This window comes from Acinetobacter sp. 70_2, from assembly GCF_056736115.1.
Window position 1 is genome coordinate 1635749 of sequence record NZ_JBWZIP010000015.1, and the last position, 12876, is coordinate 1648624.

15 protein-coding genes are annotated in these 12876 nt (G+C 41.2%); 1 reads left to right on the forward strand and 14 read right to left on the reverse strand.

What is annotated here, in order from left to right; genetic code table 11:
- Nucleotides 1–130 precede the first annotated feature (130 nt).
- Nucleotides 131–565 (forward strand): hypothetical protein, encoded by a 435-nt coding sequence (locus AC1PJ9_RS16770; protein ID WP_311087874.1) that lies wholly within the window; start codon nucleotides 131–133, stop codon nucleotides 563–565.
- A 170-nt stretch (nucleotides 566–735) separates the two neighbouring features.
- On the opposite strand, the gene AC1PJ9_RS16775 is transcribed toward AC1PJ9_RS16770, so the two are convergent.
- The 14 genes from AC1PJ9_RS16775 to paaA all read right to left on the reverse strand — a co-directional run bounded on the left by AC1PJ9_RS16775 (nucleotide 736) and on the right by paaA (nucleotide 12804).
- Nucleotides 736–1272, reverse strand: coding sequence for an SMI1/KNR4 family protein (locus AC1PJ9_RS16775; RefSeq protein ID WP_311087875.1), 537 nt, complete (start codon nucleotides 1270–1272; stop codon nucleotides 736–738).
- A 163-nt stretch (nucleotides 1273–1435) separates the two neighbouring features.
- Nucleotides 1436–1819 (reverse strand): PaaI family thioesterase, encoded by a 384-nt coding sequence (locus AC1PJ9_RS16780; protein ID WP_311087876.1) that lies wholly within the window; start codon nucleotides 1817–1819, stop codon nucleotides 1436–1438.
- A 77-nt stretch (nucleotides 1820–1896) separates the two neighbouring features.
- Nucleotides 1897–2502, reverse strand: coding sequence for a DapH/DapD/GlmU-related protein (locus AC1PJ9_RS16785; protein ID WP_311087877.1), 606 nt, complete (start codon nucleotides 2500–2502; stop codon nucleotides 1897–1899).
- On the reverse strand, nucleotides 2489–3454 hold the full coding sequence (paaX, locus tag AC1PJ9_RS16790) for a phenylacetic acid degradation operon negative regulatory protein PaaX (protein ID WP_000062822.1): 966 nt from the start codon (nucleotides 3452–3454) through the stop codon (nucleotides 2489–2491). The genes AC1PJ9_RS16785 and paaX overlap by 14 nt, the downstream gene beginning before the upstream one ends.
- Before the next feature lie 53 nt (nucleotides 3455–3507).
- A complete protein-coding gene (gene paaK / locus AC1PJ9_RS16795) occupies nucleotides 3508–4797 on the reverse strand; it encodes a phenylacetate--CoA ligase PaaK (RefSeq protein ID WP_311087878.1) in 1290 nt (429 codons plus the stop codon).
- A gap of 40 nt (nucleotides 4798–4837) precedes the next feature.
- Nucleotides 4838–6046, reverse strand: coding sequence for a 3-oxoadipyl-CoA thiolase (pcaF, locus tag AC1PJ9_RS16800; protein ID WP_311087879.1), 1209 nt, complete (start codon nucleotides 6044–6046; stop codon nucleotides 4838–4840).
- A 12-nt stretch (nucleotides 6047–6058) separates the two neighbouring features.
- Nucleotides 6059–7597 (reverse strand): 3-hydroxyacyl-CoA dehydrogenase, encoded by a 1539-nt coding sequence (locus tag AC1PJ9_RS16805; protein WP_311087880.1) that lies wholly within the window; start codon nucleotides 7595–7597, stop codon nucleotides 6059–6061.
- A 2-nt stretch (nucleotides 7598–7599) separates the two neighbouring features.
- Nucleotides 7600–8391, reverse strand: a complete 792-nt coding sequence (paaG, locus tag AC1PJ9_RS16810) for a 2-(1,2-epoxy-1,2-dihydrophenyl)acetyl-CoA isomerase PaaG (RefSeq protein WP_057051632.1) — start codon at nucleotides 8389–8391, stop codon at nucleotides 7600–7602.
- Nucleotides 8391–9164: an enoyl-CoA hydratase-related protein gene (locus AC1PJ9_RS16815; protein ID WP_311087881.1), complete on the reverse strand. Its 774-nt coding sequence runs from the start codon at nucleotides 9162–9164 to the stop codon at nucleotides 8391–8393. The genes paaG and AC1PJ9_RS16815 overlap by 1 nt, the downstream gene beginning before the upstream one ends.
- A gap of 8 nt (nucleotides 9165–9172) precedes the next feature.
- Nucleotides 9173–10234 carry a 1,2-phenylacetyl-CoA epoxidase subunit PaaE gene (gene paaE / locus AC1PJ9_RS16820; protein WP_311087882.1) on the reverse strand — a complete coding sequence of 354 codons (1062 nt, stop codon included), beginning with the start codon at nucleotides 10232–10234 and terminating at the stop codon, nucleotides 9173–9175.
- Between the two features lie 23 nt (nucleotides 10235–10257).
- On the reverse strand, nucleotides 10258–10758 hold the full coding sequence (gene paaD, locus AC1PJ9_RS16825; protein WP_009391055.1) for a 1,2-phenylacetyl-CoA epoxidase subunit PaaD: 501 nt from the start codon (nucleotides 10756–10758) through the stop codon (nucleotides 10258–10260).
- A 16-nt stretch (nucleotides 10759–10774) separates the two neighbouring features.
- Complete coding sequence (paaC, locus tag AC1PJ9_RS16830; protein ID WP_311087883.1) at nucleotides 10775–11530, reverse strand: 1,2-phenylacetyl-CoA epoxidase subunit PaaC; 756 nt, start codon at nucleotides 11528–11530, stop codon at nucleotides 10775–10777.
- A gap of 12 nt (nucleotides 11531–11542) precedes the next feature.
- Nucleotides 11543–11833: a 1,2-phenylacetyl-CoA epoxidase subunit PaaB gene (paaB, locus tag AC1PJ9_RS16835; RefSeq protein ID WP_311087884.1), complete on the reverse strand. Its 291-nt coding sequence runs from the start codon at nucleotides 11831–11833 to the stop codon at nucleotides 11543–11545.
- A gap of 32 nt (nucleotides 11834–11865) precedes the next feature.
- Nucleotides 11866–12804, reverse strand: coding sequence for a 1,2-phenylacetyl-CoA epoxidase subunit PaaA (gene paaA, locus AC1PJ9_RS16840; RefSeq protein WP_046879723.1), 939 nt, complete (start codon nucleotides 12802–12804; stop codon nucleotides 11866–11868).
- Between the last annotated feature and the right edge of the window lie 72 nt (nucleotides 12805–12876).

A 12876-nucleotide genomic window follows, 5' to 3' on the forward strand; every position in this document is an offset into this window, starting at 1 on the left:
ATCAGGAGAAAATAGATTTGATGAAATATGCTAAAGGTAATTTAACAGCAATTCCAAATTGGGATAAAAATATGGTTGCAAATAAAAAAGATGTAACTGGGCTTTTATTTATTTCAGGAATCTCAAAACAATGAAAAAAATAATAACACTGCTACTCTTTTTTTGTATGACAGTAACTCTTACAGCTTGCTCACAGAAAGAAATTTATCTTACTCCGGAAGTGACAGGCTATATTTATAATAACGCGACGAAAGAACCTCTAAGACAACAAAAGGGCTTTATTGGATTTAATGGTTTAACTCCAAATGACGTTCCCGAGCTTGTTTCAAATAAAGATGGTAGCTTTACATTAAAGCCTATTGCAAAAAAATATTACTTTTTAAAACCAGACATGCAGGAATACTCTAATATGGCTGCTTTAATTTATATTAGTTTTGAGGGGTTTAAGGTAAAAGATATAGACTATTCTGAGGAGAAATATAAAAGAATAAAAGCTGATGAAGGTGAATTCAGACCTTATAAAAAAGTTAATTTAGGTGTTGTTTATCTAGACCCTGAAAAATAAGGCCCCTTCACAACTCATTATTTATAAAAGTGAGTAGCTTTTAAATGTAGTCTAACTCAATATACCCTTCTCAAAAAACCAAAGCTAAGTACAATAACCATGACTTAGCTTTGGAACATAATCAACTCGCGACAAACTGTTCAATTTGGTTCTTCTAATTTCAGAAATATTTAAAAATCATCTTCTTTCAACAATGCTATAAAAGAATTAAAGCTATCTGCTATTTTTATAGTTCTCAACTTATCTTGAGTAGGTGATATTGCAATAAGATCATCATGATAAATTAGAGTAATAACAGGCTCATCCGTATTCAGATTATCTCTATAATCAAAAGCTATAAGGTCACCACCAGCACAATCACCTATAATTACCATATTTTTATACATATATTCATCATACATATATTCTTCAGGCTGATTTAACTCAATTGCTTCATACTCTTTGATAGATTCATTATATTTTTTACGGTCATCTTCATCCCAAATCTCTATCTTTTCATAACCATAGCTATAAAAACTAATAACTCTATCTGTGATTTCATCATTGTGATCTAAAAATTGAAAACAGTTCTTTTCAGGTATTAAGCCATTGTGTTTACTTAATAATTGAACGTAAGATTTTGGAAATTTAAAGCCTAATGTTTCAGCATAATTTTCAATAATTTTTGCATCTATTTCGCCATAATCACTAAAAGCAGCAATATCCATGTTAGCTATCCAATTTAATTTATATCTCTATAAATTACAGATTAATACATTTTGATTTTTATATAAAATATATAAAAGCCTCTTAATTTTTTAGAGACTTTTAATTTGGCAAATATGTCAAAATTAAACTAGCCTGAGCACTCTGCTCAAAACTAGCCACATATCACGGCGCAAGCCTATAACACGTAGATGTAAATAAAGCGATTCTATTATTCAAACCGTCTGTTATTAACACTTCATAATGCGCGAATTTTTTACTGCTTCCAACCTTGGTTGCCGTTGCAAATAACACCCTATCTTTTGCACCGCTCATATAGCGAATATCCGCTTGTAGTCCTGTATATGGTGCATCCCCTGCATTACAAGCCATCGCAAAAGCGATATCAGCTAAAGAAAATATAACACCACCATGCACGCCGCCCAAGGCATTCATGTGTTCGTCTTTCACATTAAGCTGACAACGTGCTTCATCAAAACTGCGATGCAGCACTTGAACACCCAATAGCTCTGCGAATTGATCAACTGCGGTAGTTTCCATATTTTGCACAAACGTCTCCCTACTCGTGCGAGTATTCCTTAAGTTTTATGAACTCATGTGTATTGAAATCGACTGATTAAAAGCCGTTAAACGCTATCTTGTTTAATCTGATAGTTTGAAGAATTAAAGTCTTTATAGGTCAGGCGCTCATTCAACTCTGAGCTTAAAGGCTGAACTTCTTGCATTGAGTTTAAGCAGCGCTGTGCAAGTTCAATGTACTCTTGCGTACCTCTGGTTTTCCACTTTTTTTCTTGTTCTGATAAATCACGTGCAACCTTGGCAGGACTACCCATTGCCAATACATTTGCCGGAATAATATCTTTGGTTTTAACCAAACTATTTGCGCCAATAATGGTGTTTTCACCAATTTCAGCATAGTCCAAAATTACACTGTTCATGCCCACCAAAACATTTTTACCAATGCGGCAACCATGTAAAGTTGTGCCATGCCCTATGTGCCCCATTTCCTCAACTAACGTCACGCTTTGCGGAAAGCCATGTACGGTGCAGCTATCTTGTATATTGGCATTTTGCTTAATATGAATACGACCAAAATCGGCACGCAATGAAGCAAATGGCCCTACATATACGCCCGCTTCAATAATCACATCACCAATTAACACAGCGGTTGGGTGTACAAAAGCGTCTGGGCTAACGACTGGAATAACACCGTCAATACTATAACAAGGCATGATTTAACCTCTCATTTGTCGCCACCAAACCTCCGAAACGGCGCCAATAATGTGCTGTGGCATTTGGCATGGGTCCTTCTGCTGTTGCGGCAACAGACAAGAAGTATTCATCGGCAGGTTCAAATACTTTTTTATAAATATTCATTGATAACGTTCTTGCACTAATCGCGGGCCAGTCAGTTGGCAACAACTCAAGTGGCAATGCAGGGTCTTTCAATAAAATCCGTCGATAATAATGAATCAGCAAAGTTCGAATTTGAAAGGCCTGAACAGGTTCGAGTTGTTCGTTTTCCTGCATCAGCAACACGCCAATTTCTCTAAAAATATCGAGAAACTGTAAATATCTTTGGCGTAATTCATCGATGGGCCAGTTGGTTCTGAGCATACGACCAATGGTATCGACCGAATTATTAAAGAGCTGCAAGGTTTCGGCTTTAAACACCACCACTTGCTCACTCATATTTAAGTCAACCAACAAGCGTTGCAGTTCAATACGGTTACAACCCGGATAAGCCATTAAGTTTGTCGAAATATTGGCAAATCCTAACCATTCGAGTTCTTTCTTTAACAGCGCTTTATTTTCAGTGTCGAGGCTAGACATCAGAATAAGATCCCAATAATGGTCCCACTCTTTCATCTGGTCGTTATAAATGCGTTGCTCGGCTTGCAAATAGGTCGAACGGCTCGAATCAGTAATTCGATAAAAACTGGTTCTGCCGATTTTGTCCGAACATAACCAATCATTTTTAACTAAACGAAAAACAGAGGTTCTTACAGCGCGGTCATTAAAACCAAATAGCTCTAATAACTGAATCAGGCTCGCAAGACTAATGTTTCCACCCCGATGAAGTACTGAATCTCCAAAAATTGTCGAAATAAGCGAAGTTCCACTTAAGGTTTCATTCTTTACAACAGAATCAATTATTTGCTGTATTTTTGCACTCATACTCATGTCTTGGCGTTTAGTCTCAGGGTATAGATTCTATACCCTGAATGATCTTGATGTTAAGCAATCTGACGCATATCGATTACCCGCTTTGCCTTTCCTTCCGAACGAGGTAAGGTCGCTTCTGTCACAACTTCTACAGTAACGCTAATCCCAATCATGGTTTTAATACGTTTCATCAACTCTTGAGCAAGTTGATTGGCCTGTATATTACAGTTATGACACATCTCTGTACGAATATGCAAAGTATCCATATATCCTTTTTTAGTCACCAAAATTTCATAATTCGGTACTAAATGTGGAACTTGCAAAATTTGCTCTTCAATCTGGGTCGGGAAAACATTCACGCCGCGAATAATCAGCATGTCGTCACTACGGCCCACAATTTTATCCATTTTACGCATTGCCAGATTTTCTCCAGCGAGTAAACGGGTCAAATCACGAGTGCGGTAACGAATAATCGGTAAACCTTCTTTGGTAATGGTGGTAAAGACTAACTCGCCAAGTTCGCCATCTTTACAAACTTCACCTGTTTCAGGGTTAATAATTTCTGGGTAGAAATGATCTTCCCAAATCGTTAATCCCTCGCCCTCACCTAAGCACTGCATCGCAACGCCCGGACCCATCACCTCAGACAAGCCATAAATATCGAGTGCTTTAATATTTAAGCGTTCTTCAATTTCACGGCGCAGTTCGTTAGTCCAAGGCTCGGCACCAAAAATACCGACTTTTAAAGACGTATTACGTGCAGTACCAAATTGTTGTTCGAGCTTTTCAATAATGCTCACGCAATATGATGGTGTAACCATAATTGCAGTCGGCTTAAAGTCTTGAATAAGCTGAACTTGCTTTTCAGTTTGCCCGCCAGACATTGGAATAACCGTTGCACCTAAGCGCTCGGCACCATAATGTGCGCCTAGTCCACCTGTAAATAGTCCATAGCCATAAGCCACCTGAACCATATCTTTCGCGGTTAATCCTGCCATGCGTAAGCAACGCGCAACAATGTCTGACCAAGTATTAATATCTTTTTGGGTATAACCCACTACTGTCGGTTTACCCGTTGTACCCGATGATGCATGTAAACGCACAATCTGTTCTTGCGGTACGGCAAACATCCCAAACGGATAGTTGTCTCTTAAATCCTGTTTAGTGGTAAATGGAAACTTTGCCAGATCGTCTAAAGTCACGAAGTCATCAGGATGCACACCTGCATCGTCGAACTTTTTCTTATAGACCGGACTATTTTCATATACAAAAGTCAGGGTTTGCTTTAACCGTTTAGTTTGCAGCTCTCTAAGCTCTGCAAGTGTTAATTGCTCAACATTATCCATTGTAAGGCTGTCCATCGCCTCTCTCCTCATTATGTAATTTTAAAAACCGTCTGGATTAATTTAAGTTTTCCAAAATCAGTGCGACACCTTGTCCAACACCTACACACATCGTGCAAAGTGCATAGCGTCCACCGCGTTTTTTTAGCTCACGTGTTGCGGTAATGACTAAACGTGTACCACTCATACCGAGCGGATGTCCTAACGCAATCGCACCACCATTTGGGTTAACGCGTTCATCGTCATCTTTTAAACCAAGTTCACGCATACAAGCCAAAGATTGGGCTGCGAATGCTTCATTCAGCTCAATCACATCCATCTGATCTAGCGTTAAACCTGTTTGCTTTAAAATTTTCTGTACAGCCGGAACAGGACCTATACCCATATATTTGGGTTCAACCCCTGCACTTGCAATGCCAATCACGCGTGCTAAAGGTTTTAAACCATGTGTATCTGCAAATTCACGGTTGGTAATTAACACACACGCAGCACCGTCATTTACACCAGAGGCATTTCCGGCAGTCACCGAACCGCCTTCTTTTTTAAATGGTGCTTTTAGTTTAGTGAGTGCTTCAAGTGTTGTTTCACGCGGATGTTCATCACGGTTCACCACAACTACGTTTTTCTTACGGTCTACAATCTCGACAGGCAAAATCTCATCGTTAAAGAAACCGTTTTGTTGTGCCGCAGCCGTTTTTTGTTGACTACGCAATGCAAACGCATCTTGGTCTTCACGACTAATCTGATATTTTTCAGCTACATTTTCGGCAGTTTCAGGCATGCTGTCGGTGCCGTATTGCGCTTTAAGTTGCTTATTTACAAAGCGCCAGCCAATGGTGGTGTCATAAATTTCAGGGGTTCGGCTAAACGCTTCAGTCGGTTTAGCTTGTACAAATGGCGCACGGCTCATTGACTCTACGCCACCTGCCAACACGAACTGTGCTTCACCTGCTTTAATTGAGCGTGCTGCAAGTCCCACCGCATCTAAACCCGATGCACACAAACGATTGACGGTCATGGCAGGAACTGTATCAGGTAAGCCTGCTAACAGTGTTGCCATACGTGCAACGTTACGGTTGTCTTCACCTGCTTGATTGGCACATCCCAAAAACACTTCGTCTACCGTATTCCACGGTAAGTTCGGGTGTTTATCTTTTAAATATTTGATGGGCAATGCAGCTAAATCATCTGCACGTACAGCACTTAGGGCACCTGCATATCGTCCAATTGGGGTACGAATAAAATCGCAAATTAAAACGTCTTCCATGTTGACTCCTGATTATGCAAATTCGGTCATATCGCGTGAATATTGAGTAGCAATATTTTGAGTTTTTGCTACATATTGCTTGAGGTAGATACTCGCGCGATATTTTTCCTCTCCATACAGTGCATATAAGTTATTTAAGGTTTGGAGCACATACGCACCGCCCATTTGTGTCAACCACTGGTAAGGACCTTTAGGATAATTCACTCCATATTTCATGGCATTATCAATATCTTCCAGACTCGCAACACCATGTAAACTTGCTTCGCAGGCTTCATTAATGAGTAAAGCGATGGTGCGTAAGGTTAACAGTGCCGGATGGTCTTTAATCCACATCACGCTGATACCAAACTGTGCAAAATAAGCTTCAACTTTAGCCAGATCACTTGCTTCACAAAGTTCGTTATGACTCAGTACTAAAGCCTCCGCCTGCTCAAAATCATGATGCCAATCCATTAAAACCACTTTACGGCTTAAGTAATGAATATTGGCAGACTCACCTTGGCTTAAACGTAAGTCGATATCATCAATTTGAAGGATATTGTCGTCGCTCCTAGATCCGCTTTTTAAACCTAAACGCGTTAAAAAAGCAGGTATTTGCGACCAAGTCCCTTTTAGCTGAATATGAGCATCGATTGGCTTGGCAACCACAGCTTGAGGCTGAAATGTCTCGTACTGATTTTTTTCGTTATAGCGATAAAAGCCTTGTTTTGACTTACGGCCCCAAGCACCCGCATCGACCAATTCTTTTTGAATGAGGCTTGGGCGGTAACGTGGTTCGTAAAAAAACTCTTGATAAACGCTTTGCGTCACCGAAAAGTTAACATCTTGTCCAATTAGGTCGGTGAGTTCACATGGCCCCATCGCAAAACCGCCACATTGCTTTAAGGCATAGTCTAGCTGGTCGTAGCTGGTAACTTGTTCTTGCAGTGCTCTAAAGCCTTCTGCATAAAATGGACGTGCAATTCGGTTAACAATAAACCCGGGAGTCGACTTGGTGAGTACCGGAATTTTTTTCCAGCTGAGCATCAAGTTTTTTAAAGCCAAACATAAGCTGTTTGGTGTTTTTAAGCCTTGTACAATTTCAACCAATTTCATGACTGGCGCAGGGTTAAAAAAGTGTAAACCCACTACACGCTCAGGGTGAGTAATGCCTGCCGAAATTGCAGTCACTGAAATTGAAGATGTGTTACTTGCAAAAATGGTTTGCGCACTACAAATTTCAGCGAGTTGCTTAAATAAAGACTGTTTAACTTCTTTTTTCTCAACGACCGCTTCAATGACCAAGTCGGCATCACGCAGCGCTTCAATTTGATTCACTACCGTTAAACGCGCTAAAGCCTCATCAGCTTGCTGCTCTGTGAGCTTGCTCTTTTCAACTAGCTTTTTAAACGTCTGCCCCAAGCCGTGAGCGGCTTGTTGCGCTTTTTGAGCATCCAGATCATATAAAATGGTCGAGTGCCCATTAACGATGGCTAACTGGGCAATGCCGATGCCCATAGTGCCAGAACCAATAACGGCAATTCGGGCACGAGATAAGTCTAAATCTGTCATGCTTAGCGCCCTTTAAAATTTGGTTCACGTTTATTCATAAAGGCTTGTACCCCTTCACGATAATCTTCGGAGCGACCCGCAATACGTTGTAAATCTCGCTCTAAAAGCATTTGCTCATCAAAGGTGTTATTGCTTGATTGATGAATGGCTTTTTTAATGAGAGATAGACCAAATGTAGGTTGTTTCGCTAAACGTTCAGCGAGTTCAGTGACTTTTGTTTTAAGCTCAGCGTCCTCAACTACATCCCAAATCATGCCCCATTCTTTTGCGGTTTCTGCTGGGAGCTTGTCACCTAACAAAGCCAATCCCATCGCACGTGCATGACCTACAGCACGTGGTAAAAACCATGTACCCGCAGAGTCTGGAACCAAACCTAAACGGCAAAAGGCTTGTACGAAGTTTGCCGATTTAGCTGCAATCACCAAATCACACGCTAGTGCAATATTTGCCCCTGCACCTGCTGCCACGCCATTTACCGCGCAAATCACAGGCTTTGGCATATTTACAATCATTTTAATGAGCGGGTTATAGTAAGTTTCAATGGAATATCCTAAATCTGGAGCTTCAGCGTTTGGGTCTACTACACGATCACCTAAATCTTGCCCTGCACAAAAGCCGCGACCTTCGCCACTAATCACCACACAGCGAACATCCGGATTTTTGGTCCACAGGTTTAAAACCTCAGCCACTTCACGGTGCATATCAACGTTAAAGCTATTCAGTGCTTTTGGGCGGTTAAATGTCAGGTAGCCAACACCATTTTTTTCTTCAGCAATAATATTTTGATAGTCCATCACTCACCTCTAAACACTGGCTTTCTTTTCTCAAAGAAAGCATTAATCCCTTCGTTTCGATCTTTTGTAGCCGCCAGCCAGACAAAGTTTTGACGTTCAAACTTGAGTCCCTGACTTAAAGTCGTTTCATGAATACTTTTAATTGATTGTTTAATCACACGAATCGCTAAAGGCGCTTGTTTGGCAATTTTGGCTGCAAGTTGAACCGCATATTCAACGGTTAATTCTGTCGGAACCACTTGACTGCAAATGCCATGTTGCTCTGCCTGCTTTGCCGAAATCATTTCACCTGTCATGGCCCAGCGCATGGTAAGCTGTTGTCCAACCAAGCGCGCTAAACGCTGTGTTCCACCTGCACCCGGCAACATACCCAAAGTAATTTCAGGCAAAGCAAAACGGGCATTTTCACCGCAAATCACCATATCTGAATGTAAAACCAACTCAAACCCAGCGCCTAAGGCATAACCATTCACTGCACTAATCAGTGGCTTACTAAATGCATCAATTTTTTGCCAAAGCTTCGGGCGAATATCGAGTTGCAAAGACACGGCATCCATTGCAGCCAACTCGCTAAGATCTGCTCCAGCCGCAAAACATTGTGAGTTACCCGTTAAAACCACCGCTTTGACTTGAGCATTATGTTCAGCTTCTTCGAGCAACTCGCACAAACACTGCAATGTTGCATTGTTTAAAGCATTTCTTTTTTCTGGACGGTTTAAGGTTAATAACAAAACACCGTCAGTTGCTGTGCTGGCTTTGATCAACTCTTGCATGACAGCCTCTATTCATCAAAACTCAAGCGAACATTTGGGCCTTTTGGTAAGGTCTGACAGCTCAGCACATAGCCCTTTTCAACTTCATCTTCTTCAAGACTATAGTTAAGGAACATGTCGACTTCCCCAGAAAGCACTTTACAGCGACAGGTCGCACACACCCCACCTTTACAGGCATACGGTAAGTCAGCACCTGCACGTAAAGCCGCATCAAGAATACTTTCATCGTCCTGAGCCACAGAAACAATCAGTTCACGGCCATCTAAAATAATGTTTACTTTTTCTTCTTTACGGTTCGCATCCGCTTCAGCGCTACGTTTACGCGCTTGGCCTGTATGGAAACGTTCGGTGTGAATGCGCTCTTTGGCAATACCAAAGTTCGGCAAGGTGCTTTCTACAGCATTCATCATTTCGTCTGGACCACAGGCAAATACATGGTCAAAACTCGTTTCAAGCACATCAAAATCAAAAAGTTGTTTTAGCTTTTCTTCATCAATACGACCATTCATTAGCTCGCTATCGTTGAACTCACGAGAAAAAATATTGATGAGTTGAAAGCGTTCTTTAAACTGATCTTTCAAATCCATAATTTGCTCGGCAAACATGGTTTGTTTCCATGAGCGATTGCCATAGAGCAAGGTAAATTTAGCTTCAGGTTGTTCAAACAAAACTTGCTTAATAATTGATAGAATTGGCGTGATACCACTGCCCGCAGCAACGCCTAAATAGTTTTGTCCGCCCATCTTGGCTGCTTTTTGAAAAAACACGCCTTGTGGTGGCATCACTTCAAGCACATCACCCACTTTCAAATGGTCATTTGCCCAGTTTGAAAATTGACCCTGATCAATTTTTTTAACCGCAATACTGATGTCTTCTTTGCCCGCATAGCTACAAATTGAATAACAACGGCGGATTTCACCAGCTTCTGTTAAATGGCGAATGGTTAAGTGTTGCCCCGGTTGAAATTGAAATTGTTCTTGTTGTTCAGGTACAACGTCAAATGCAATACAAATTGCCTGATCGGTTTGAGGCGTAATACTTTTTACTTTTAATGGTACAAATTGGCTCATGGCTGATTTCCTTATCTAAAGACTTAAATACATTTGAAGTAATCAAAAGGCTCAAGACAGTCCTGACATTTATAAAGTGCTTTACAGGCGGTAGAACTAAACTCTGTTAACAGTCGGGTATGTCGGCTTTTACAACGTGGACACTCGACACCATCTTTTAAGTGAACGTGAGTTCCACACTGATGCGCCAACCCTTCTGGTGGTGCAATGCCATAAACTTGAAGTTTCTTTTTACCCGCTTCAGACATCCAGTCCGTGGTCCATGCTTCTGACAAATCGACCATGACTTTGACTGGTGTCAAAGCTTCTGCGGTAAATGCCTCAACAATCTGTGCTTTGAGCATATCTGTTGCTGGGCAACCGCTATATGTCGGAGTTAAACGAACAATAATTTCTTGTTGATCGTTAATCTCTACACCGCGAATCATGCCCAAATCCACAACAGATAAAACCGGAATTTCAGGGTCACTTACCGTTTGTAGAACATCCCAACATTGGTCGATGCAATGACGAATCATTTGCATGGCTCACCTCCTTGTCTTACCAGGTCATGCCCGGATAAGTTCTTTGAATACTTTGCATTTCAGCCAACAAATAACCTAAATGCTCGGTATGCAATCCTTGTTTCGCACCACGGCGATAAGCACCGTTCACAGCAATATTTAATTCAAAGCGCTTAAGCTCATCTGCAATGGTTTGGTTCCATTGTTCTTTTTCATTTGAAAAATCTGGAATCACACCTTCTGCAACTAGTGCTTGCTCGTCTGCACTCAGTTCAAATAACTCAGCAGTAAAGCGCCATAAATTATTTAAACCGTCTTGCACACGTTGATGCGCTTCATCTGTGCTTAAACTTAAACGTTCCATCCAGCTCGTCGAAAAGCGGATGTGATACTTCACTTCTTTTAAAGATTTCACAGCAAGCGCACTTAATTCAGGAAGTGAGCTCTGTGTTAAAGCCGTAAATAAATGAAGATGGTAATGGTCCATCAACCACTGGCGTACAATCGTTTGTGCAAAATCGCCATTCGGTTGTTCACACAACAATAGGTTTAAAAACTCACGCTCAGTACGGAAATACGCAAGCTGATCTTCATCACGTTGAGCTTCATCGTATTGACCAGCCAACGTCAGAAAGTTTCTTGCCTGACCTAACAAGTCCAAACCGATATTTGCTAAAGCAATATCAACTTCAAGCTCAGGTGCATGCCCGCACCACTCAGCTAAACGCTGAGATAAAACCAATTGACTGTCGCCAATATGTAATAAGAATTTAGATAAAACTGAATGATTCATGTGTCATCTCCCTTACATGTGCTCAATGCCATCTGGGATATGGTAAAAAGTCGGATGACGATAAACCTTGTCTAAAGAAGGATCGAAAAATTCAGCTTTGTCATCTGGCTGTGATGACTTAATCAGTTCTGAACGAACCACCCAAATGCTAATTCCTTCATTACGACGCGTGTAAACATCACGAGCATGTTGCAGTGCGATTTCATCATCAGGTGCTCTTAAGGTGCCTACATGACGGTGGCTTAAGCCTTGTTTACTACGTACAAATACTTCGTAGAGCGACCAGTTGTTTTTATCTTCCATTTTGATTTCCTCAAATTTTTCCATAAATCTTGTTAAGCCACTTTGTTCGCTTCAAGCTGCTGTTTTTTCGCATAGACCACTGCTGCATCACGAACCCATTTGCCGTTTTCCCATGCTTTACGGCGTGCTTCGATACGCTCGTGATTACATGGTCCACGTCCGGCAATCACTTCATTAAATTCGTGCCAGTCAATCTCGCCAAACTCGTAGTGACCAGTTTCTTCATTGAACTTTAAATCTGGGTCTGGTACTTCCAAGCCAAGTTGCAACACTTGTGGTACGGTGTTATCGACAAACTTTTGACGTAACTCATCGTTACTAAAACGTTTGATTTTCCACGCCATGCTTTGTGCGCTGTTTGGAGAGTGTTCATCACTTGGACCAAACATCATGAGTGCTGGCCACCAATAACGATTTACCGCATCTTGCGCCATCTGTTTTTGTTCTGGTGTACCGCCTGCCAAAGCCATCATGGCTTCAAAACCTTGGCGCTGGTGGAAACTTTCTTCTTTACAAATACGTACCATCGCACGTGCATAGGGTCCGTAAGAGGTACGGCAAAGCGCAACTTGGTTCACAATGGCTGCCCCATCGACAAGCCAACCAATTGCAGCGACATCTGCCCAAGTCAAAGTTGGATAGTTAAAGATGGATGAGTATTTCATTTTTCCATCAATTAATTTTTCCATCATGTCATCACGGTCAGCACCTAAAGTTTCTGCCGCGCTGTACAAATACAAACCATGACCCGCTTCATCTTGTACCTTCGCGAGCAAAACCGCTTTACGTTTTAAAGTCGGCGCACGAGTAATCCAGTTTCCTTCAGGCAACATACCTACAATTTCAGAATGCCCATGTTGCCCAATTTGACGAATTAATGTTTTGCGGTAGGCATCGGGCATTTGATCCTTAGCCTCGATCGTAATTTCATTGGCAATATTTTGTTCAAATTTCTGGTAATTGTTTTCCATTCTTTCATTCCCTGTAGGCATCACCCTTAAATCTATTTTTCGATACACTAAAAACAAAGTCAATCACTTTTT